General features: G+C 69.7%; 20 protein-coding genes and 1 tRNA gene. 10 read left to right on the top strand and 11 right to left on the bottom strand.

Going from position 1 to position 19,843, the window contains the following annotated elements; genetic code table 11:
• Window positions 1-27 precede the first annotated feature (27 nt).
• The 3 genes from ACGF5O_RS18130 (at window position 28) to pknB (ending at window position 5,106) form a co-directional block, all read left to right on the top strand.
• A complete protein-coding gene (locus ACGF5O_RS18130; RefSeq protein WP_393810853.1) occupies window positions 28-1,467 on the top strand; it encodes an FtsW/RodA/SpoVE family cell cycle protein in 1,440 nt (479 codons plus the stop codon).
• Window positions 1,464-2,948 (top strand): peptidoglycan D,D-transpeptidase FtsI family protein, encoded by a 1,485-nt coding sequence (locus ACGF5O_RS18125; RefSeq protein ID WP_393810852.1) that lies wholly within the window; start codon window positions 1,464-1,466, stop codon window positions 2,946-2,948. The genes ACGF5O_RS18130 and ACGF5O_RS18125 overlap by 4 nt, the downstream gene beginning before the upstream one ends.
• 169 nt (window positions 2,949-3,117) lie before the next feature.
• Window positions 3,118-5,106 (top strand): Stk1 family PASTA domain-containing Ser/Thr kinase, encoded by a 1,989-nt coding sequence (pknB, locus tag ACGF5O_RS18120; protein WP_393810851.1) that lies wholly within the window; start codon window positions 3,118-3,120, stop codon window positions 5,104-5,106.
• Window positions 5,107-5,214: 108 nt separating this feature from the next.
• Here the strand turns inward: pknB and ACGF5O_RS18115 are convergent, their stop codons facing one another.
• The 6 genes from ACGF5O_RS18115 to ACGF5O_RS18090 are packed head-to-tail and all read right to left on the bottom strand — an operon-like array spanning window position 5,215 to window position 9,471.
• Window positions 5,215-5,964, bottom strand: coding sequence for a class E sortase (locus ACGF5O_RS18115; RefSeq protein ID WP_393810850.1), 750 nt, complete (start codon window positions 5,962-5,964; stop codon window positions 5,215-5,217).
• 13 nt (window positions 5,965-5,977) lie between these two features.
• Window positions 5,978-7,084, bottom strand: coding sequence for a class E sortase (locus ACGF5O_RS18110; protein WP_393810849.1), 1,107 nt, complete (start codon window positions 7,082-7,084; stop codon window positions 5,978-5,980).
• A complete protein-coding gene (locus ACGF5O_RS18105) occupies window positions 7,081-7,719 on the bottom strand; it encodes an aminodeoxychorismate/anthranilate synthase component II (protein WP_393810848.1) in 639 nt (212 codons plus the stop codon). The genes ACGF5O_RS18110 and ACGF5O_RS18105 overlap by 4 nt, the downstream gene beginning before the upstream one ends.
• Window positions 7,716-7,877, bottom strand: coding sequence for a hypothetical protein (locus tag ACGF5O_RS18100; RefSeq protein ID WP_393810847.1), 162 nt, complete (start codon window positions 7,875-7,877; stop codon window positions 7,716-7,718). Before ACGF5O_RS18100 ends, ACGF5O_RS18105 begins: the two co-directional genes overlap by 4 nt.
• Window positions 7,878-7,929: 52 nt before the next feature.
• Complete coding sequence (locus ACGF5O_RS18095) at window positions 7,930-8,613, bottom strand: class E sortase (RefSeq protein ID WP_393810846.1); 684 nt, start codon at window positions 8,611-8,613, stop codon at window positions 7,930-7,932.
• A 45-nt stretch (window positions 8,614-8,658) separates the two neighbouring features.
• Window positions 8,659-9,471, bottom strand: coding sequence for a DUF881 domain-containing protein (locus ACGF5O_RS18090; protein WP_393810845.1), 813 nt, complete (start codon window positions 9,469-9,471; stop codon window positions 8,659-8,661).
• A 152-nt stretch (window positions 9,472-9,623) separates the two neighbouring features.
• On the opposite strand from ACGF5O_RS18090, the gene crgA reads away from it, so the two are divergent.
• Entirely contained in the window at window positions 9,624-9,878 is a 255-nt protein-coding gene (gene crgA, locus ACGF5O_RS18085; protein ID WP_393810844.1) for a cell division protein CrgA, read from the top strand.
• 270 nt (window positions 9,879-10,148) lie between these two features.
• Here crgA and ACGF5O_RS18080 read toward each other — a convergent pair whose 3' ends face one another.
• A complete protein-coding gene (locus tag ACGF5O_RS18080) occupies window positions 10,149-11,048 on the bottom strand; it encodes a rhomboid family intramembrane serine protease (RefSeq protein ID WP_393810843.1) in 900 nt (299 codons plus the stop codon).
• Window positions 11,049-11,147: 99 nt separating this feature from the next.
• Complete coding sequence (locus ACGF5O_RS18075; RefSeq protein WP_393811087.1) at window positions 11,148-11,681, bottom strand: peptidylprolyl isomerase; 534 nt, start codon at window positions 11,679-11,681, stop codon at window positions 11,148-11,150.
• Between the two features lie 291 nt (window positions 11,682-11,972).
• Here ACGF5O_RS18075 and ACGF5O_RS18070 point away from each other — a divergent pair, with 291 nt between their 5' ends.
• On the top strand, window positions 11,973-12,674 hold the full coding sequence (locus ACGF5O_RS18070; protein ID WP_393810842.1) for a DUF5324 family protein: 702 nt from the start codon (window positions 11,973-11,975) through the stop codon (window positions 12,672-12,674).
• Between the two features lie 364 nt (window positions 12,675-13,038).
• On the opposite strand, the gene ACGF5O_RS18065 is transcribed toward ACGF5O_RS18070, so the two are convergent.
• Window positions 13,039-13,111 (bottom strand) — tRNA-Ala (locus ACGF5O_RS18065).
• A gap of 184 nt (window positions 13,112-13,295) precedes the next feature.
• Here ACGF5O_RS18065 and ACGF5O_RS18060 point away from each other — a divergent pair.
• Together ACGF5O_RS18060 and ACGF5O_RS18055 are read left to right on the top strand one after the other, a co-directional pair.
• Window positions 13,296-13,844, top strand: a complete 549-nt coding sequence (locus tag ACGF5O_RS18060) for a DNA-binding protein (protein WP_089100435.1) — start codon at window positions 13,296-13,298, stop codon at window positions 13,842-13,844.
• A 164-nt stretch (window positions 13,845-14,008) separates the two neighbouring features.
• The gene (locus ACGF5O_RS18055; RefSeq protein ID WP_393810841.1) at window positions 14,009-15,757 is read left to right on the top strand and encodes a protein kinase; all 1,749 of its coding nucleotides are present in this window, start codon (window positions 14,009-14,011) and stop codon (window positions 15,755-15,757) included.
• Here ACGF5O_RS18055 and ACGF5O_RS18050 read toward each other — a convergent pair.
• Together ACGF5O_RS18050 and ACGF5O_RS18045 are read right to left on the bottom strand one after the other, a co-directional pair.
• Complete coding sequence (locus ACGF5O_RS18050; RefSeq protein WP_393810840.1) at window positions 15,721-17,031, bottom strand: hypothetical protein; 1,311 nt, start codon at window positions 17,029-17,031, stop codon at window positions 15,721-15,723. The two genes, ACGF5O_RS18055 and ACGF5O_RS18050, sit on opposite strands and share 37 nt — an antisense overlap.
• 211 nt (window positions 17,032-17,242) lie before the next feature.
• Complete coding sequence (locus ACGF5O_RS18045; protein WP_003999697.1) at window positions 17,243-17,371, bottom strand: DLW-39 family protein; 129 nt, start codon at window positions 17,369-17,371, stop codon at window positions 17,243-17,245.
• Between the two features lie 351 nt (window positions 17,372-17,722).
• Here ACGF5O_RS18045 and ACGF5O_RS18040 point away from each other — a divergent pair, with 351 nt between their 5' ends.
• The 3 genes from ACGF5O_RS18040 (at window position 17,723) to ACGF5O_RS18030 (ending at window position 19,818) form a co-directional block, all read left to right on the top strand.
• On the top strand, window positions 17,723-18,064 hold the full coding sequence (locus ACGF5O_RS18040) for a DUF6344 domain-containing protein (RefSeq protein WP_393810839.1): 342 nt from the start codon (window positions 17,723-17,725) through the stop codon (window positions 18,062-18,064).
• A 207-nt stretch (window positions 18,065-18,271) separates the two neighbouring features.
• Window positions 18,272-19,060, top strand: coding sequence for a GntR family transcriptional regulator (locus ACGF5O_RS18035; protein ID WP_393810838.1), 789 nt, complete (start codon window positions 18,272-18,274; stop codon window positions 19,058-19,060).
• Window positions 19,057-19,818, top strand: coding sequence for a glycosyltransferase family 2 protein (locus ACGF5O_RS18030; protein WP_393810837.1), 762 nt, complete (start codon window positions 19,057-19,059; stop codon window positions 19,816-19,818). The genes ACGF5O_RS18035 and ACGF5O_RS18030 overlap by 4 nt, the downstream gene beginning before the upstream one ends.
• Window positions 19,819-19,843 lie beyond the last annotated feature (25 nt).

Raw genomic sequence — 19,843 nt, 5'->3', positions numbered from 1 at the left:
GCAAGCCGTGAGAGGCCCCGTCACACGATGAGCAGTACTACCAACACGTCGACGAACCACACGTCCACGATCGGCTCCATCGGCACACCGAGCCGGCGCAACACCGAGCTCGCGCTCCTGGTGTTCGCCGTCGCCATCCCGGTGTTCGCCTACGCCAACGTGGGCCTGGCCATCAACGACAAGGTCCCGGCCGGACTGCTGAGCTACGGCCTGGGCCTCGGCCTCCTCGCCGCCGTCGCCCACCTCGCCGTCCGCAAGTTCGCCCCCTACGCGGACCCGCTGCTGCTGCCGCTGGCCACCCTGCTCAACGGCCTCGGTCTGGTCGTCATCTGGAGACTCGACCAGTCCAAGCTGCTGCAGTCGATCCACGTCTCGGGCGGCAAGGCCACCAACCAGCTGCTCTACACCGCGATGGGCATCGCGCTGTTCATCGTCGTCCTGATCTTCCTGAAGGACCACCGAGCACTCCAGCGCTACACCTACATCTCCATGGTGGCCGCGCTCTTCCTGCTGCTGCTCCCGCTGGTCCCGGGCCTCGGCCTGAACGTCTACGGCGCCAAGATCTGGATCTCCATCGGCGGCTTCACCATCCAGCCCGGTGAGTTCGCGAAGATCGTCCTCGCGGTGTTCTTCGCCGGCTACCTGATGGTCAAGCGGGACGCCCTCGCGCTCGCCAGCCGCCGCTTCATGGGGCTGTACCTGCCGCGTGGCCGCGACCTGGGCCCGATCCTGGTCGTCTGGTTCATCTCGATCCTCATCCTGGTGTTCGAGACCGACCTCGGTACCTCGCTGCTGTTCTTCGGAATGTTCATCATCATGCTGTACGTCGCCACCGAGCGGACCAGCTGGATCGTCTTCGGTCTGCTGATGTCGGCGGCCGGCGCGGTCGGCGTGGCCAGCTTCGAACCGCACGTCCAGCAGCGCGTCCAGGCGTGGATGGACCCGATGAAGGAGTACACGCTCTCCCGGCAGGGCGTAGCCGGCCACTCCGAGCAGGCGATGCAGGCCCTGTGGGCGTTCGGCTCCGGCGGCACCCTCGGCACCGGCCTCGGCCAGGGCCACTCCGACCTCATCCGGTTCGCCGCCAACTCCGACTTCATCCTCGCCACCTTCGGCGAGGAGCTCGGCCTCGCCGGCATCATGGCGATCCTGCTCATCTACGGCCTGATCGTGGAGCGCGGCGTGCGCACCTCGCTCGCCGCCCGCGACCCGTTCGGCAAGCTGCTCGCCGTCGGCCTCTCCGGCGCCTTCGCCCTCCAGGTCTTCGTCGTCGCCGGCGGTGTGATGGGCCTCATCCCGCTCACCGGCATGACGATGCCGTTCCTCGCCTACGGCGGTTCCTCCGTCATCGCCAACTGGGCACTGATCGGCATCCTCATCCGCATCAGCGACACCGCCCGGCGCCCGGCCCCGGCCCCCGCCGCCAACCCCGACGCCGAGATGACCCAGGTGGTCCGTCCCTCATGAACAAGCCCCTGCGCCGGATCGCGATCTTCTGCGGCCTCCTCGTCCTCACCCTGCTGCTGCGCGACAACTGGCTCCAGTACGTCAAGGCCGACACCCTCCGCGAGGACCCCGCCAACCGCCGCGTCACCATCGCCCGCTACTCCACCCCGCGCGGCGACATCATCGTCGACGGCAACCCGATCACCGGGTCCACGGCGTCCGGCTCCTCCGGTCTCAACGACCTGAAGTACAAGCGCACCTACAAGAACGGCCCCATGTGGTCGCCGGTCACCGGCTACGCCTCCCAGGCCTTCGGCGCCAACCAGCTGGAGAGCCTGGAAGACGGCATCCTCACCGGCAACGACGACCGGCTCTTCTTCCGCAACACCCTCGACATGATCACGGGCAAGCAGAAGTCGGGCGGCAACGTCGTCACCACCCTCAGCGCCGCCGCGCAGAAGGCCGCCTACGACGGCCTGAAGGCACAGGGCGGCAAGGGCGCCGTCGTTGCCCTGGAGCCCTCCACGGGCAAGATCCTGGCCCTCGCCTCCTACCCGTCGTACGACCCCTCCGCCTTCGCCGGCACCTCGGACACCGACGCCGCGGCCTGGAAGAAGCTGCAGAAGAAATACAACCCGAACGACCCGATGCTGAACCGGGCGCTGCGCGAGACCTACCCGCCGGGCTCCACCTTCAAGGTCGTCACCGCCGCCGCCGCGCTGGAGAACGGGCTGTACAAGTCGGCCGACGAGAACACCGACTCCCCGCTGCCCTACGTCATGCCCGGCACCACCACCGAGCTGAAGAACGAGGGCAGCATCCCCTGCAAGAACGCGACCATGCGGATCGCGCTGCGCTACTCCTGCAACACCGTCTTCGGCAAGATCGGCGCCGACCTCGGCAACGACAAGATGCTCGCCGAGGCCAAGAAGTTCGGATTCGACTCCGAGCAGTTCACCCCGGTCCGCTCCAGCGCCTCGGTCTTCTCCGACAACATGAACCAGTCGCAGACCGCGCTCTCCTCGATCGGCCAGTACAACACCGCCGCGACCCCGCTGCAGATGGCCATGGTCGCCTCCGCGGTCGCCAACGACGGCAAGCTGATGAAGCCGTACATGATCGACAAGCTGCAGTCGTCGAACCTGGACACCATCTCCCAGACCGACCCCGAGGAGATGAGCCAGCCGCTCTCCTCCTCGAACTCCCAGATCCTCCAGTCCATGATGGAGACGGTCGTCAAGGACGGCACCGGCAAGAACGCGCAGATCAACGGCATCACCGTGGGCGGCAAGACCGGTACCGCCCAGCACGGCGTGGAGAACAGCGAGAACCCCTACGCCTGGTTCATCTCGTACGCCAAGCTCCCCGACGGCAGCAAGCCGGTCGCGGTCGCCGTGGTCATCGAGGACGACCAGGCCAACCGTGACGACATCTCCGGCGGCGGCCTCGCGGCCCCGATCGCGAAGAGCGTGATGGAGGCGGTCATCAACGCCAAGAAGTGAGCCCGCTCACGTCCCCTTCACATCGGTGCACGTTGACATACCGGTCCTGTATCGGGTTACGGGCTTGGCCAGGTCACACAAACACAGCCGGGTACGGTAGGCCCGGACGGCAGCCTCCGACCGCACACCCGTGCCGGTCGGGACCGACGGAGAGGGCTGGTAGGGAACTATGGAAGAGCCGCGTCGCCTCGGCGGCCGGTACGAGCTGGGCCACGTGCTCGGCCGTGGTGGCATGGCGGAGGTCTACCTCGCCCATGACACGCGGCTCGGCCGCACGGTGGCGGTGAAGACGCTGCGCGCGGACCTCGCGCGCGACCCGTCCTTCCAGGCCCGGTTCCGCCGGGAGGCCCAGTCGGCCGCCTCGCTCAACCATCCCGCGATCGTCGCGGTCTACGACACGGGCGAGGACTACATCGACGGGGTCTCGATCCCGTACATCGTCATGGAGTACGTGGACGGCTCGACGCTGCGCGAGCTCCTGCACTCCGGACGCAAGCTGCTGCCCGAGCGCGCGATGGAGATGACCATCGGCATCCTCCAGGGCCTGGAGTACGCGCACCGCAGCGGCATCGTCCACCGTGACATCAAGCCGGCGAACGTCATGCTGACGCGCAACGGCCAGGTCAAGGTCATGGACTTCGGCATCGCCCGCGCCATGGGCGACTCCGGCATGACCATGACCCAGACGGCGGCCGTCATCGGCACCGCCCAGTACCTCTCCCCGGAGCAGGCGAAGGGCGAGCAGGTCGACGCCCGCTCGGACCTGTACTCGACGGGCTGCCTCCTCTACGAGCTGCTGACGGTACGGCCGCCCTTCGTGGGCGACAGCCCGGTCGCGGTCGCCTACCAGCACGTCCGCGAGGAACCCCAGTCCCCGTCGGTCTTCGACCCCGAGATCACGCCCGAGATGGACGCCATCGTCCTGAAGGCCCTGGTCAAGGACCCGAACTACCGATACCAGTCGGCCGACGAGATGCGCGCCGACATCGAGGCCTGCCTCGACGGCCAGCCGGTCGCGGCCACCGCGGCGATGGGCTCCGTCGGCTACGGGGGCTACCCGGACGACATGCCGACCACGGCCATGCGCTCCGACGCCGGCGCCACCACCATGCTCCCCCCGATGAATCCGGACGACGGCGGCTACGGCTACGACGAGCGCCCGGACCGCCGCCGCCAGCAGAAAAAGAAGAACAACACCTCCACGATCCTCCTCGTGGTCGCCGGGATCCTCGTCCTGGTCGGCTCGATCCTGATCGGGAAGTGGGTGGTCAGCGGGGGCGGGACGGAAACCTTCAAGGCCCCGAACTTCGTCGGCCAGACCTACACCGACGCGCAGAAGATGGCCGTCAACTCCGGCCTGAAGCTGGGAACACCGACCAGGAAGCCCTGCGAGAAAGCGCCGAAGGGCAGCGTCTGCTCCCAGGACCCGGCGGCGAACTCGGACGTGAAAAAGGGCGACACGGTCAACCTGGTGGTGTCGACGGGCGCGCCGAAGGTCTCCGTCCCCAGCGTGATCGGCCTGAGCCTCGACGACGCGAAGTCGAAGCTGGAGGGTTCCGACTACCAGTTCGTGGTCAAGACCCAGACCCGCATCTCCACCGAGGACCCGAACACGGTCCTGGACCAGAATCCCATCGGCGGCAAGGAGGTGGAGAAGGGGACCACGATCACCCTCACCATCGCCAAGGCCGAGGAGAAGGTGCCGGTCCCCGACGTCACCGGCAGGAGCTGTGACGACGCCAAGGCGCAGATGCAGGCGAACAACCTGACCGGCAACTGCATCGAGGTCGACACCAGCGACGCCAACCAGGTCGGCAAGGTCATCTCGACCGACCCGACGGCCGGCACCCAGGTCAAGAAGAACTCCACGGTGAACATCCAGATCGGCAAGGCCCAGCAGCAGACGGCCGTCCCGAGCGTGCTGGGTCAGACCGTGAGCCAGGCCAGGCAGACCCTGCAGGCATCCGGCTTCACCAACATCCAGTTCAACGGCGACTCCAGCGACAACGCCCTCGTCACCAACCAGGACCCGGGGGCCAACACCGGCGTCGACGATCCCGGCAACACGCAGATCACCCTCACCACGGTGAGCACGGGCAACGGCAACAACGGCGGGAACAACGGCGGTACCAACTTCTTCGGCGGTACCTTCGGGTAGCCGAGGCCTTAAGTGAGAAGTGAGAGGTGGCCCTGCCGGTCGATCCGGCAGGGCCACCTCTTGTTTCCGGCCGGGGATGTGCTCCGGCGGATCACGCCCCGCGCTGTCTCAGCGCAGTTCCTTCGGCGGGGTCCGCTCGCTGTCGACCTTCTGCACGCGGACCAGTTCGCCCCACACCACGTAGCGGTAGCGGCTCGTGTAGACCGGGGTGCAGGTGGTCAGGGTGATGTAGTGGCCCGGCTTGGTCTTGCCGGACTCCACGGGGACCTGGGAGAGGACCTTGACGTTGTACTTCGAGGTCTCGGGGAGGATGTCGTAGACCTTGTAGACGTACCAGTTGTCGCGGGTCTCGAAGACGACCGGGTCGCCGACCTTCACCTTGTCGATGTTGTGGAACTTGGCGCCGTGGCCGTCGCGGTGGGCGGCGAGGGTGAAGTTGCCGGCCTTGCCCGTGGTGGGGAGCATGGCCTTGGCCGGGTCGGTGTAGTAGCCGGCCACGCCGTTGTTCAGGACGTCCGTCGACGTGCCCTTCTCGACCAGGACCTCGCCGTTCTTCATGGACGGCACGTGCAGGAAGCCGATGCCGTTCTTCGTGTCCAGCGCGCCGGGACCGGTGTCCTGCTGGGCCCAGGTCTCCCGGACCTTGTCACCGGCCCGGTCGGCCTTGCGGTCCGCTATCACGTTCGTCCACCACAGCGAGTAGACGACGAACAGGCCGAGCACCAGGCCCGCCGTGATCAGGAGTTCGCCGAAGACGCTGACCGCCATGGCGATCCGGCCGATCGGCCGCCGCCCCGGCACGGACGCCGCGTCCGGCGCGTCGGTCTGCTCTTCGGTGTCGTCGGCGGTCGCTGCCACTGTTCTTCTGCCCCTACTCGACGAGCGCGTCTGGCTTGCCCTTGCTGCGCGGGCGTTCCTCGACCATCTTGCCCCACACGATCAACCGGTACTTGCTGGTGAACTCCGGTGTGCAGGTGGTGAGTGTGATGTACCGGCCCGGCTTGGTGAAACCCGAACCCTTCGGCACCGCGTCCAGCACGCTCACGTTGCTCGGCGACGTCACCGGCAGCATCGACGTCACCTTGTACACGAAGTACTCGTCCTGCGTCTCGACGACGACCGCGTCACCGGCCGCAAGCTTGTTGATGTACCGGAACGGCTCACCGTGCGTGTTGCGGTGCGCGGCCAGACCGAAGTTGCCGGTCTTGTCCTGCGGCATCGCGGTCTTCAGCGCGCCCTCGCCGTAGTGCCCGACCATCCCCTTGTCGAGGACCTTCTTGTTGCTGACGCCCTCGGCGATCGGCGCCACCACGTCCAGCTTCGGGATGTGCAGGATGGCGAAGCCCTGCCCGGGCGCGAAGACACCGGGGGCGCGCTTGCCGCTCGCCCAGTCCTTCTGGAGACTGCTGGCCTCGCTGCCGGCCTGGGCGTGGGCGCGGACGTTGGTCCACCACAGCTGGTACGTGACGAACAGCAGCATCAGCACGCCGGTGGTGATGAACACCTCGCCTATCGCCCGGCTCGCCATGACGGCCGGGCTGGGCTTGCGCAACCGCTGCTGGCGACGGGCCTCGACCCGGGAGAGCGGCCGGCCCGCCGCGGTGCTCGCAGCGTTGTTCGGCGCAGGGTTCAGCGCAGGGTTCAGCGCAGGGTTCAGCGCGGTGTTCTCCTGCGCCGCCGACTCCGGTGCGCTGCCGTGCCGCCCGCCACGCCGCTTGGCGGCCTTTCTGCGGGCCGCTCGGCCGCCTCCTGGGGTTCCAGTGCCGGAAGGGGCTGCCGTGCCCGCAGAAGCCGATATGGGCGGCGGATCAGGGATCCGCAGCGCGACGGTCTCCTCGTCGATCGGCGGGAGAAACGCCGGAGGCTCCTGGATCGGCGGGAGAAACGCCGTCTCCCCGAGCGCGCCCGCGCCTGACCCCTCGTACGGTTGATCCCCGTACGAGGCACCGGTCTCGCGCTCGGGGCGCAGCGCGGTCACGCCGTGGCCCTGCCCACCACCGGGGCGAGCCCCGCCGACCTCGCCACGGCCGCCTGGTCACCGCACTCCACCAGCCAGTTGGCCAGCATCCGGTGCCCGTGCTCGGTCAGCACCGACTCGGGGTGGAACTGCACGCCCTCCACCGGCAGTTCACGGTGCCTGAGCCCCATGATGATCCCGTCGTGGGTGCGGGCGGTCACCTCAAGATCGGCCGGCACCGTGGCCGGCTCGGCGGCCAGCGAGTGGTACCGGGTCGCCGTGAAGGGCGAGGGCAGGCCCGCGAAGACGCCCTTGCCGCCGTGCTCGACCAGCGAGGTCTTGCCGTGCAGCAGCTCCGGCGCCCGGTCCACCACACCGCCGTACGCCACCTGCATCGACTGCATGCCGAGGCAGACACCGAAGACCGGGACCCCGGTCGCGGCGCAGTGCCGGACCATGTCCACGCAGACGCCGGCCTCCTCCGGTGTCCCCGGACCCGGTGAGAGCAGTACCCCGTCGAAGCCGTCCTGGGCGTGCGCCGTCGACACCTCGTCGTTGCGCAGCACCTCGCACTCGGCGCCCAGCTGGTACAGGTACTGGACCAGGTTGAAGACGAAGCTGTCGTAGTTGTCGACGACGAGAATCCGCGCGCTCACTGGTTGTCCACCGTCACATCGTTGAAGGGCAGCAGCGGTTCGGCCCAGGGGAAGACGTACTGGAAGAGGACGTAGATCACGGCCAGGACGAGCAGGAGTGAGATCAGCGCTCTCACCCACGCGTTGCCCGGCAGATGCCGCCAGATCCAGCCGTACATGCCGTCCCTTCCGTTCCACCACGGCACCAGAAACCCGCCGTACTGCACCAGACTAACGGCGCAGCGCCTTGGGTCTGCCTGACTCCACGGGCTGTGTGGAGTCCAAGTGCGCCCAGACGATCAGCCGATGGCTGTGCCCCCATTCCGGATCGCACGTGGTCAGCGTGAGATAGCGCCCCGGACGCGTATACCCCGACTTACGTGGCACAGGGTCGATCACTTCAACGTCCGTCGGAACTGTTTTGTAAGGGCCTTTGTCGATCCGATACGTGAACCAGGTCGTCCCGTCCGTCAGGACGATCGCATCGCCCACCCGCAGCTTCGGGAAGTCGAGGAACGGGTCGCCGTAGGTGCGCCGGTGGCCGGCGACCGCGAAGTTGCCCACCTGGCCGAGCCGGGCGGTCCGGGCGTAGTGGGCGAGGCCCTTCTTCAGCACATCGGTGCCGGTGCCCTCCAGGACCGGCTTGTTCCACGTGAAACCGAACCGGGGGATGTACATGATCGCGAAGGGCTTGCCGTAGTGGTAGGCGGCGGGTGTCACGGGTGCGGCGGTCGCCGTCGCCGTGGGGTGCACCGTGGCCTTCGCCGACCACTGCCGCTGTAACTGGTCGATCTGGTCGTGCATCACGCTGTCGGCCTTCACGCCGGTCCAGAACAACACGTACGCGACGAAGAGCACGATGAGCGTGCCGACGGTGATGCAGAGCTCGCTGACGGTCCTGACGATCACGCGCACCGGCGGCTCCAGAAAGTGACGAGCTGCTTACTCCACTTACTCCGCTTACTTCACGGGCTTCGCGTAGTGCAGATCCACTGTGCCCGAGTAGCCCGGCAGAGTCACCGTCCCGTCCTCGGTCACTTTCCAGCCGAGGCCGTACACGTTCACGTACACCATGTAGTTCTGGATGGCCTCGGAGTCCGCGAGCGACTTCTGCAGCTTCGCCGGGTCGCCGATCGCCTGGATCTTGTACGGCGGCGAGTAGACCCGGCCCTGGAGGATCAGCGTGTTGCCGACGCAGCGCACGGCGCTGGTGGAGATCAGCCGCTGGTCCATGACCTTGATGCCCTGGGCGCCGCCCTGCCAGAGGGCGTTCACCACGGCCTGCAGGTCCTGCTGGTGGATGACCAGGTAGTCGGGCTGCGGCTCGGGGTAGCCCGGAAGCTTGGCGGTGGCGTTCGGCGGGGCGTCGTTGAGCGTGACGGTGATGGCCTTGCCGGTCAGCTTCTGGGTGCCCGCGTCCTTCTCCAGGCCCGCGAGCTGGTCGTCCTGGGCCTTGGTGGAGCCGTCGTCGCGCTTGGCGAGCTTCTCGTTCTGGTCGCGCGTGCTCGCGTTGGACTCGTCCAGCTCCTTGTTCTTGCGGCTGTGCTCCTGGATCAGGTCGGAGAGCTTGAGCAGGTTGTCGTCCGAGCGGATGTCGGTGCCTTTGGCCGTGTTGAAGCTGGTGAAGAAGAGCAGACCGGCCAGAGCGAAGACGCCCACGGTGAGGATCCGCACCGGACGGAGGCGCGGCCGGGGGCCGGGCCGGGAACCGCCCTCATCGGCCGGGCCGGAACCCGTTGATCCGGTCGCGTTGGAGTCGGCAGAATTGCTCAACGTACCCTTATCTCCTTCAGCGCCACGGAAGCACTACGCTAACGGACGCCCGGGGGAGCGCTCAGTCTGCCCTTACTGTCCCCTTGTACGCTGCCCCGAGCCCGACCCAGTTACCTGCGCGGCCACGCAGCGCATCGACAGGAGAGACCCTCGTGCCGAAGTCACGTATCCGCAAGAAGGCCGACTACACGCCGCCCCCGGCGAAGCAGGCGACCGCCATCAAGCTCAACAGTCGTGCCTGGGTCGCGCCGGTGATGCTGGCCATGTTCCTCATCGGGCTGGCCTGGATCGTCGTCTTCTACGTGACCGACGGTTCGATGCCGATCGACAGCCTCGACAACTGGAACATCGTCGTGGGCTTCGGCTTCATCGCGGCCGGCTTCGGCGTCTCCACGCAGTGGAAGTAGCTCTGCCCAGGGTTATCCGCTGAGTTATCCACAGGCCTGTGCATGGACCTGGGGAAAAGAAGACGATCTGTGGATAACCAGTCGGGTGTTGACGCCGGTACGACTACCACAACACCCACCGCAGTACCGCTCGCCCCCTCCCTGACCTGCGACAACGCAGGTGAGTCGGAGGGGGCGCAGTTGTGCGCGCACGTTGTGCACAAGATCCGCCACCGACTGTGGACAACGGTTCGGTATCGGTGCGGTGCGCCGCCGTGATCAGGCGCAGGCTCAGGTGAGCTGTGCGGTCCGGACGACCGTGATGACCACGGCCGCGACCAGCACCAGCGCACACGTGCCGTACTGGATCAGGTTCCGCCGCTCGCGCGGGGCGTGCACCATCGCGTAGCCGGTGATGACACCGGCGACCAGGCCGCCGATGTGGGCCTGCCAGGCGATGCCGCCGCTGAACGTGAAGATGAGGTTGATCACCAGCAGGGCGATGATCGGCCGCATGTCGTAGTTGAGCCGGCGGATGAGCACCGCGGTCGCGCCGAAGAGGCCGAAGATCGCGCCGGACGCGCCGAGCGAAGGGCTGGCGGGATCGGCGATCAGATAGGTGAGCGCGCTGCCGGCCAGGCCGGAGACGAAATACAGCGTCAGGTAGCGGGCGCGGCCCAGCGCGGCCTCCAGCGGGCCACCGATCCACCACAGGCTCAGCATGTTGAACACGATGTGCATGTAGTTCGAGGGGTCGTGCAGGAACGTCGCGGTCAGGAGGCGGTAGTACTGCCCCTGCGCGACGCCTTCGAGCCCGCCGTTCTGCGTGATCCAGGCCTGGCCGAACAGCTCGAAACGGCTGGTGAAGTCGTCTCCGACGGACTTCTGGACCAAGAAGACCGCGATGTTGACGGCGATCAGGATCTTGGTGAGCAGCCGTGGGTCGGCGGTCATCGTGCCGCCGGCGAGGGTGCGGGGCTGGGAGGCGGCGGCGGGCGGGCCGCTCTGGCCGGCGGTGGTGCCACGGACGCAGTCGGGGCACTGGAAGCCCACGGAGGCGCTGACCATGCACTCGGGGCAGATGGGGCGGTCGCAGCGGGTGCAGCGCACGCCGGTCTCCCGGTCCGGGTGCCGGTAGCACTTGGGCAGGCTGTGGGCGTCGCGCGCGCTGCCTGTCGCCTGGTCCTCCATGGGGTCCCCTCGCTCGTCGTGGGCAGTGTTCCGCCCCGCCCATCCTTACGGACGAGCGGGGCGTTTGGTTCCCTTCGGGTGCTTCCCTTTCGTACCCGGTCAGCCGGCGCGCTTCGTGACGACGACCGTGTCGAGGACGACGTCGTTGACCGGCCGCTTGTTGGGTCCGCTGACGGGGACGACGGCGATGCTGTCCACGACCTTCTGGCCGGCCGGGTCGGTCACCTCGCCGAAGATGGTGTGCTTGCGGTTGAGGTGGGGAGCGGGGTTGACCGTGATGAAGAACTGGGAGCCGTTGGTGCGCGGGCCGGCGTTGGCCATGGCGAGCAGGTAGGGGCGGTCGAAGCGCAGGTCGGGGTGGAACTCGTCCTCGAACTTGTAGCCCGGGCCGCCGATGCCGGAGCCGAGCGGGTCGCCGCCCTGGATCATGAAGCCGCTGATCACCCGGTGGAAGACGGTGCCGTCGTAGAGCGGGTCGGTGGAGACGGCGCCGGTGGCCGGGTGGGTCCACTCACGCTCACCCTGCGCCAGTTCGACGAAGTTCCTGACCGTCTTGGGCGCGTGGTTCGGGAAGAGCCGGACCTCGATGTCGCCGAGGCTGGTCTTCAGGGTGGCGTAGAGCTGCTCGGCCACGGTCCGCCTTCCGTTGTGCTCGGATTCAGTGCCCACGATCCTCGCACGGTACGGCGGGTCCGATGCCCGGCCGGAGCGTCCCGGCCCAGATCCTCACGAATCACTTGCGGAACCCCTTCCGCGATGCGGGGGCGCATGGCGCCGATCCGTGGCATTGTCGTCGACAAGCCCCTCTTAGCTCTGGTTGCACCCGTATGCCCGTCCTCGCGCGCCTCCCGGCCTGCGGACAGGCATGATCCGTAAAAGGGTGGAAAGTCGAAATACCGTACGCCACCGAGGAGGAGGAAACCCGTGACCCGCAAAGACAGCGTGCGCGCCGCGACCAGTTCGGCGAAGGACAGCGTGCGGCACGCCGCGGAAGCGGTGGCGCCCTATGCCGACACGGCCAAGGAGCGTGCCGCGTACTACGCACAAGAGGCACGCGTACGGCTCGCGCCCGTGGTGTCGCAGGCCGCTGAGCAGGCCCGCGTCCAGTACGACGCCCGTCTCGTGCCGCGCCTGGAGCAGGCCCTCACCCATGTGCCGCCGAAGATGGACCAGGCCGCGCACGACGCCGCCGACCTGACGCGCAAGGCAGCCCGGCAGGCCGCCGACTACTCGCGTCCGAGGATCGAGCAGGCGGTCGCGGCGGCCGGTCCGGTCCGTGACGAGGCGACCGCGCGGGGTGCCGCGGCGCTGGCCGCGCTGCGCGGCAACGTGTCGGCCGAGGAGATCGAGAGGCTGGCCCGCCGGAATCAGCGGCGCTCGTCGTGCGGCCGTGCGTTCAAGGCGTTCGCGGTGTTCGGCGTGCTGGCCGGTGCGGCCTTCGCCGCCTGGAAGTGGTGGGACAAGCAGGCCAACCCCGACTGGCTGGTCGAGCCGCCGGCCGCCACGGAGGTCCCGGACGCGGGCCGCCTAGGCTCGGTGGACGGCAGTTCTCCCCTGGACCCCGAGGTCCAGGCGAAGGAGGCGGAGGAGCACGGTTCCCGTTCCCGGGACGACAAGAACCGCTGAGCCCGCCGGACCGCTCTTCGGCGGCCCCCGTTTCACGTGAAACCAGACGTCCGCCCGCCCCGGCGGACGCTTAACCCCTCTGACCGCGCTTCACGCAGGTCAGGGGGGTTTCCCATGGGAGGAGCGACCGACCCGAATTCCGTGTCTCACCGGACGACTTCGCGGCCGTCTTCGAGCGGCTGCCCCGCACCGCACGGCCGACGGGAGAGACCGGGCCACGGCAGTGCGCGGCCCCGCCTACGGCAGCGGCCTGGTCGGTGCCGCTCCGGACACGTCGGTCGATCACACGGCCACACCGGCCCGGAAAATCGGCAGAAAAGAACCCCCCTGACCGCGTTTCCGCAGGTCAGAGGGGCTGTACGAGTGGAGCCTAGGGGAGTCGAACCCCTGACATCCGCCATGCAAAGACGGCGCTCTACCAACTGAGCTAAGGCCCCGTACGGGAAGCGACCGGCCAGCGGAAGATCCGCGGGGTCGGTGCCGCAGACCAGAGTACCGGGTCACCCCCCGAACCTCGCAAAAAGATTGGGGGTCCCCGCAGATGACCACTCTCCGTAAGATGCTCGACGGGGTTCGCTGTAGCGAACCGTGGTTTTTTTGGGGAAGCGATGGGGAGACGCAATGGACGCCGCACAGCAGGAAGCCACCGCCAGAGCGCGGGAGCTGCAGCGGAACTGGTACGGAGAGCCGTTGGGGGCGCTCTTCCGTAAGCTCATCGACGACCTGGGGCTCAACCAGGCACGTCTCGCGGCGGTCCTCGGACTGTCCGCGCCCATGCTGTCGCAGCTGATGAGCGGACAGCGGGCGAAGATCGGCAACCCGGCCGTGGTCCAGCGGGTGCAGCTGCTCCAGGACCTCTCGGCTCAGGTCGCGGACGGCAGCGTGAGCGCGGCCGAGGCGACCGAGCGCATGGACGAGATCAAGAAGTCCCAAGGGGGCTCGGTGCTCAGCAACACCACGCAGACGACGAGCGGTTCGGGGGCGCCGACCGTCAAGCGGGTGGTCCGGGAGATCCAGTCGCTGCTGCGCTCGGTGGCCGCCGCCGGCGACATCATCGACGCGGCGGACACGCTCGCTCCGACCCACCCGGAGCTGGCGGAGTTCCTCCGGGTCTACGGAGCCGGCCGCACGTCGGACGCGGTCACGCACTACCAGTCGCACCAGAGCTGAGCCACGGCCCGGCACACCGGAGGGGGTCCGGTGAACCGGGCGGGGCCAGGCTCTGGCAGAGGGGGTCACGCGAGAGGGGTCGTATCGCTCATCCGGGGGAAGCAAGGGGGGTAACAGGCAAGGGGGGTGGCAGGGGAACCCGAGGGGGAGGGGTACGGGCAGTCATGGGTGAGGTCTTCGCGGGCCGGTACGAACTGGCCGACCCGATCGGTCATGGCGGAGTGGGCGCCGTCTGGCGTGCCTGGGACCACCGGCGCAAGCGCTACGTGGCGGCCAAGGTGCTCCAGCAGAGCGACGCCCACGCGCTCCTGCGTTTCGTGCGGGAGCAGGCGCTGCGCATCGACCATCCCCATGTGCTGGCTCCGGCCAGTTGGGCCGCCGACGACGACAAGGTCCTGTTCACGATGGACCTGGTCGCCGGCGGCTCGCTGGTCCACCTCGTCGGGGACTACGGTCCCCTGCCCCCGCTGTTCGTCTGCACCCTCCTCGACCAGCTCCTCGCCGGCCTCGCCGCGGTGCACGGCGAGGGTGTGGTCCACCGGGACATCAAGCCCGCGAACATCCTGCTGGAAGCGACCGGCACCGCCCGTCCCCGGCTGCGCCTGTCCGACTTCGGCATCGCCATGCGGTTCGGCGAGGCCCGGCTGACCGAGACCAACCTCGTGGTCGGTACGCCGGGTTACATCGCACCCGAGCAACTCCTGGGCGCCGAGCCCGACTTCACGGCCGATCTGTTCGCCGTCGGCCTGGTCGCCCTGTATCTCCTGGAGGGCGCCAAGCCCGACGCCAAGGCGCTCGTCCAGCACTTCGCCGAGCACGGCACCCCAGGAGCGCCCAAGGGCATCCCGGACCCGCTCTGGCAGGTCGTCGCCAGTCTTCTCCAGCCGGACCCGCGTGCCCGTTTCCGCACGGCCACGGGAGCCCGCAGGGCCCTCGCCGAGGCCCGCGAGCTCCTCCCGGAGACGGACGCCGACAACGAGTCGATCGAGATCTTCGACCAACTGGGCCCGCTGCCCCCGGGGTTCGCGCCGACGGGTCCGGTGCGGCTGGCTTCGGGGGTCGACACGGCGCACGGGGCGCCGGGGACTTCGACAGCTTCGACAGGCTCTGACGCGCCGGGGACGTGGACGAAGACGGGTTCAGGGACGGGTTCTGGGACGGATCCAGGGACGGGTCCAGGGACGGGGGCTCGGGGAGCGGCGACACCGGGTCCGGCGGCACCGGGTCCGGACACGACGACCGTGACGGGGGCGCGGGCGGCCGCAGCCGTCCCGGGTCGGCAGGCCGCCGACGAATGGGCCGCTCAGGAACCGGCCGCCGCGGCGGGCACGGGGACGGGCTCGGGTACGGGCTCGGCACCCGGCTCAGGCACGGGTCCGGGTGCGAGACCGGCCACGCCAGCCGGGGCGGGACAGGGCCCGGCGTCGGGAGCGGGCCCGGCCACCGCGGCACCCGGGGCCGAGGACGGGACGGGGACGGGGGCCCGGGCGGGAGCGGAGGGCGTCGACAGGTCGGCCCCCGTCTCCATGTCCGAGACCGGCAGCTTCCGGCTCCCCCCGCCCAGGACGCCGGTCAGCCCGACCCCCACCACCGGGCGGCCCGGCCCGGCCACGCCCTACCCGCCTTACTCCCGGCCACAGGCCGCCCAGGTCGCGCAGCCCCACACGCCCTGGCCGCCCGCGCAGCCGCTCCCCCCGGTCCAGCCGTCGCACACGGACACCCCCACCCCCACCCCCACCGCCACGTACACCGCGCGGGACCCGCAGACCGCGACGCCGTCGGTCCGTACCCACGGCCGACGACGGCGGCGGCGGGCGCCCCGGCCCGGGCCGCCCGCCAAGGCGGCCGTGCCCATCCTTCTCCTCGCGCTGGCCTGCTACGCCGTCGGTTTCTGGGCGCTGACCCGGCTCTGAGCGCGCCGCGCGGTCAGGGTCCACACGCCGAGGACGAGCAGCAGGGCGGTGCCCGTGCCGATGCCGCCGGCCGCGAGCGCCCGCATCGCCGTGTCGTCGTCGCCCCCCGCTGCCAACAGGCCGCCTCGGTCCCAGGACACGCCGAAGATCCCCTTCGGGACGGATGAACCGGCGTACGCGGGACCGGAGTTCGGGGTGCCGTCGACGCGGACCCGGAGGGTGACGCCGTACGGCCCCTGCCCGAAGGTGTCCGCGGTCTGCCCGGTGAGGTGGACGACGAGGTAGTAGGCGCCGGCGAAGCGGACGGCGTTCTCCGTGCCGGAGGCGGCGTACCGGTTGGCGTAGGCGACGGGCGGCAGGGGGTCGAGGGAGGACGACTTCTGGGTGCCGTCGTAGCCGAGGGAGACGTCGTCGACGGGGCCGCGGACGGGGTTGTAGAGGGAGAGGTTGAGCGCGGCGCTGACATAGCCACGGGCGTCGCCGCCGGAGCTGCCGAGGTCGACGGTGGCGTGGAGCTGCTGGCCCCAGTCGACCGGGACGGCGTAGTAGAGGGTCTGGCCGGGTGTGATGCCGGTCTGCCAGACGCCCTGGTCCAGGGTGCGGGCCGTGCTGAAGCCGGCGCCCCCGGTGCGGTGGCGGGGGTCCGAGGTGAGCGGCTCGGGTGACGCGGAGTTCCAGACCTCGGGGGCGGTGGTGGCGCCGGCCCTGGCCAGGGCCGGTTCGGTGACGGGGGCGATCTCCAGGTCCCAGCTGCCCGGGGTGGTGGTCCGTGAGCCGGACACGACCCGCTCGACGACCACGTAGTAGGTGCCGGCGCCCTGGCACAGCGCCTTGCCCGCGTCCCGCCGCCCCACCGCGGTGACCGGCCGGGGGCTGAGCCCGGCGCCGAAGCGGGCACTGTCGTAGTCGCAGGCGGTGCCGTTGGCGTCCTCGATCGAGACCTCGATGCCGTCGCTGGCCGAGACCGTCGCGGCGGCGGGCGGAACGGCGGTGACGGGGACGTAGGCCGTGGTGCCGGCGGTGAGTTCGAGGCGGAAGTACCGCTCGCCCTTGTCGGGGAGGGTGCTGCGGTAGGTCGTGCCGGGGTCCAGCGGTACGGCGTCCGTGGTGCTCGCCGCTCCGGTGACGGTACGGGCGTCGGGGGCGAAGGCGTAACCGCCGTCACCGTCCGCGGAGGCGGCCGAGGCGCCGGTGGCCGGCAGCAGTGCCGTCAGTGCGAGGGCGGCCGTCACGCAGATGCCCCGCCATGCCGCCGTACGCCACCGCCGTGTCACGCGCGCCCCCAGTCGTCGTCCGCCGACCGCCGGAGTCACGGCCCGGCCGGGCCCCATACTGCCCCGCCCGCCTCCGCGCCACCCGACGATCCGCACGACCGTCCGAAACGCCCCCCGTGAAACCCCCGCAACGCACCGCGCGGCCGTCCCGGCAACGCAAAACCCCGACCGCGCCGGCGGTCGGGGTCTCAGTGTCGTCTGTTGTCGGTACTCACGAACCCGTGGGCACGGAGTCAGTCGCCTCCGTCCACAGATCCTGCTCGGCGCGATCCGCCTGGATCTGGCGGTACACGAGGAGCCCGCCGATGGCGGCCAGTGCGACCAGGAGAAGCTTCTTCACCGCGCGACCTCGTCTCTTCCTTGACGTAGGGGACCTCTGGCGCCCGACTATACACACCGACCGATACCGATCGGTGACCTGGCTTCCGACCCCCAACTCCGGTCCGCCGCAAGGCGTTGCACAAGGTCGGACCGCTCCGATCGGAGGGTGATCACACCCCCACGGACGGTTACTTTGCTCCCCCTCGACTGCGTTCATGACCCTTTCTTGGGATTTTTCCCACGCCATGCACCCATCCGTGTGGTGTTCATCAGAACATCGACGCGCCACAGGCCGACGTCCCCCACTTCGCGACCCCCATACACATCATGAGGAAAGTACGCAAATCGCCCAACCCGAAAGTGAGGGGCCATGGCCCGGAACTCCAAGGTCATGAAGCTGTGGACCGCCATCGTCACCGCCTTCCTCGCGCTGTGCACGGCGCTCGGATTCGTCTCCGCCGCCACCGCCGCCGCGGTACCGCAGACCGAGACCCCGCGCAACAGCACGGGCGAGGAGCACGGCACGGACCGGGTGACGATCCCGGCACAGACCCACTGGCTCTGGTCCCAGGCAAGGTCCCTCCCGCCCACGATGAAGCAGCGGATCCGGGCCGAGGCCCACGGCAAGACCCCCAGCTGCCGCCAGCGCCCCGTGGACACCACCGAGTCGGAGAACCCGGCCGAACCCCCCGCGGCACCGCTCGACTGCTGACCAGCCCAGGCTGGAGACGGATCGGACGCAACGGCGCAGGGCGACTTGCGTACGTACCAGCGCCTACTGCGACACAGACCCGCGACCGGGATCTATCCGGCCGCGGGCCTCCGCACGTCCACGGACGGGTCTCCCGACTCCCTCCCGACCACCTCTCTGCTCCCTCCCGACTCCTCAACTCCTCTTCAGGAGTCGTACGCTGATCATGTGCCCAAGGCCTACGAGGAGATCGCCGACGATCTCCGCCGCTCCATCCGGCAGGGCGAGCCCAAGCCGGGCGCCCGGCTCCCCTCGGAGGCGGAGCTGGCCCGCCGCTACGGCCGCAGCGTGCCGACGGTCCAGAACGCCCTGCGGCTGCTGAGCGCCGAGGGACTGATCGACAAGCGGCACGGCAGCGGCACCTTCGTGCGCCGCCCGCGCACCCGCGCGGTCCGCGACAACGGACGGCACCAGTGGGAGAAGGACCGCGCCCGCATGCCGGAGGCCACCCGCGCCGAGACCGGTGCGACCGAGCGCGACACCGGCCTGGTCATCGACGACCTGGTGTTCTTCGCCCGCTACCGAGAGCTGACCGCGCCCAGCGACCTGGCCGACGCGTTCGGGGTGCCCGAGGGCACCGTGCTCCTGGAGCGCACCTACCGGACCCGGCACGCCGCCGAGACCGCCCCCTTCAGCCTGGTGACCTCCTACCTCGTCCGCGACCTGATCGCGGCCAACCCGGACCTGCTGGACGAGGCCAACGAACCCTGGCCGGGCGGCACCCAGAACCAGCTGCACACCGTCGGCATCGAGGTCGACCGCGTCGAGGAGCGCTTCACCGCCCGGCCGCCGACGCCGGAGGAGGCCCGGGAGCTGGACCTGCCGGCCGGCACCTCGGTGATCCTGCTGCGCAAGACGTCGTACGACACCCACGACCGCATCGTCGACATCACCGCCGTCACGCTCCCCGGCGACCGTACCGAGCTGCTTTTCACCACACACCTGGAGAGGTGGTGAGCGCTGCCGTGACCCGGCGCGTCACCGTCGTCACCGCGGTCCACGCGCCGTCGGCCCGCTTCCTGCCCGAGGCGTACCGGTCGCTGTGCGAGCAGCGGCTGCCGGACGGGTGGGAGTGGGAGTGGCTGGTCCAGGAGGACGGACACAGCGAAGAGGTCCGCGCCCACGTCCCCGACGACCCGCGGGTGTCGTTCCGGCAGGGCCGCGCCGGTGGCCCCGGGGTCGCCCGCACCATGGCGCTGGCCCGGGCGCAGGGGCCGTACGTCAAGGTCCTCGACGCCGACGACCAGCTGGCGCCCGGCGCGCTGGGCCGCGACCTGGCCGCGCTGGAGTCCCGTCCCGACCTCGGCTGGGCCACCTCACGGGCCCTGGACCTGCTGCCGGACGGCTCCACGGCCGGTTTCCCCGGCGACCCGGAGGAGGGCCCGATCGAGCGCGGTACGGTGCTCGGCCACTGGTCGGCGAACGACTTCCGCGCCCAGGTGCATCCGGCCACCCTCTGCGTCCGCCGCGAGCTGCTGCTGGCCCTCGGCGGCTGGATGGCGCTGCCCGCCTCCGAGGACACCGGGCTGCTGCTCGCCCTCGACGCCGTCAGCCGGGGCTGGTTCTCGGCGGAGGTCGGCCTGCTCTACCGCAAGTGGGAGGGTCAGGTCACCGGCCGCCCCGCGCACACCGACCCGGTGGAGCGGGAGGCCCGGATGACGGTCGTGGCCGCCAGGGCCCGGGCCCTGGCGGCACTCGGCTGGCGGTACGGCTGACGTCCACGGGAGCGTGCCGCGGCGC

Source organism: Streptomyces sp. NPDC048291 (genome assembly GCF_043201715.1).
Lineage (GTDB): Bacteria > Actinomycetota > Actinomycetes > Streptomycetales > Streptomycetaceae > Streptomyces.
Note: the sequence above shows the minus strand (reverse complement) of the source record. Positions and strands in the feature narration are given on the sequence as shown.

Coding starts and splice junctions, on each gene's coding strand:
- ACGF5O_RS18130 (WP_393810853.1), top strand. CDS start 28: ATGAGCAGTACTACCAACACGTCGACGAACCACACGTCCACGATCGGC.
- ACGF5O_RS18125 (WP_393810852.1), top strand. CDS start 1,464: ATGAACAAGCCCCTGCGCCGGATCGCGATCTTCTGCGGCCTCCTCGTC.
- pknB (WP_393810851.1), top strand. CDS start 3,118: ATGGAAGAGCCGCGTCGCCTCGGCGGCCGGTACGAGCTGGGCCACGTG.
- ACGF5O_RS18100 (WP_393810847.1), bottom strand. CDS start 7,877: ATGTACGGCTGGATCTGGCGGCATCTGCCGGGCAACGCGTGGGTGAGA.
- ACGF5O_RS18080 (WP_393810843.1), bottom strand. CDS start 11,048: ATGGAGGACCAGGCGACAGGCAGCGCGCGCGACGCCCACAGCCTGCCC.
- ACGF5O_RS18060 (WP_089100435.1), top strand. CDS start 13,296: ATGGACGCCGCACAGCAGGAAGCCACCGCCAGAGCGCGGGAGCTGCAG.
- ACGF5O_RS18055 (WP_393810841.1), top strand. CDS start 14,009: ATGGGTGAGGTCTTCGCGGGCCGGTACGAACTGGCCGACCCGATCGGT.
- ACGF5O_RS18040 (WP_393810839.1), top strand. CDS start 17,723: ATGGCCCGGAACTCCAAGGTCATGAAGCTGTGGACCGCCATCGTCACC.